Source organism: Mycobacterium sp. 1245852.3 (assembly GCF_001669335.1).
In the GTDB taxonomy this organism is placed as follows: Bacteria; Actinomycetota; Actinomycetes; order Mycobacteriales; family Mycobacteriaceae; genus Mycobacterium; species Mycobacterium europaeum_A.
This window is the reverse complement of the sequence record NZ_LZLL01000493.1, coordinates 1-581: the sequence shown is the minus strand read 5'-3', so window position 1 is coordinate 581 and position 581 is coordinate 1. Positions and strand designations below refer to the sequence as shown.

The 581-nt window shown below is 67.8% G+C and carries 1 protein-coding gene; it reads right to left on the bottom strand.

Annotation, left to right across the window (positions count from 1 at the left end):
* A partial coding sequence (locus A9W96_RS21945) for a DUF222 domain-containing protein (RefSeq protein ID WP_156765363.1) occupies positions 1-543 on the bottom strand: 543 nt, incomplete at its 3' end.
* Positions 544-581: the final 38 nt, after the last annotated feature.

Sequence of the window (581 nt, the reverse complement as noted above, 5' to 3'; positions counted from 1 at the left end):
GAGGCAGTCCATCAGGCGGCGGGCCAGTGTGGCGAGTTGGTCGGGGCGAAATTGGGTGGCCGTGGCGGCCAGCTGTGTTTCGGCGTGTTCGCAGGTGTCGAGGTCCACGGCTTCGGGCAGGTGGTGGAAGAACCGCCGGATCACGGCCACGTGGTCGGCGCCGATCGCCCCATCTTGCTGGGCCGCGGCGGTGGCGGGCAGCACCGGCGCCAGCGGCTCGCCGGTCAGCGTGCGGCGCGGGCCCAGATCGGCGGCCTCGGCGATACGCCGTGCGGCCTCGGCCCGGGTGATGTGCAGCCGGTCGGCCAAGGCCCAGGGCAGCTTGCCGCCCAGTTCGGCCGGATCCGCTTGCTCGCCAAGCTGGTTGATGAGTTGGTGGCTTGGCGTCTGGAGCTTGCGGGTTGCGCATTCGAGCTTTTCCAACAGTGCCAGGCGTTCGGGGTTGGTCAGCGCCGCATAGGAATGCTGGTGAAAGCGAGCGGCCGCAGCGCACAACGCGTCAGCGTCGGCTTGAATCTGCTCCCGGTCATCTATCGAACTCATGTTCGAATGCTAGAACGGGCCACCGACAAAAAGCGCTC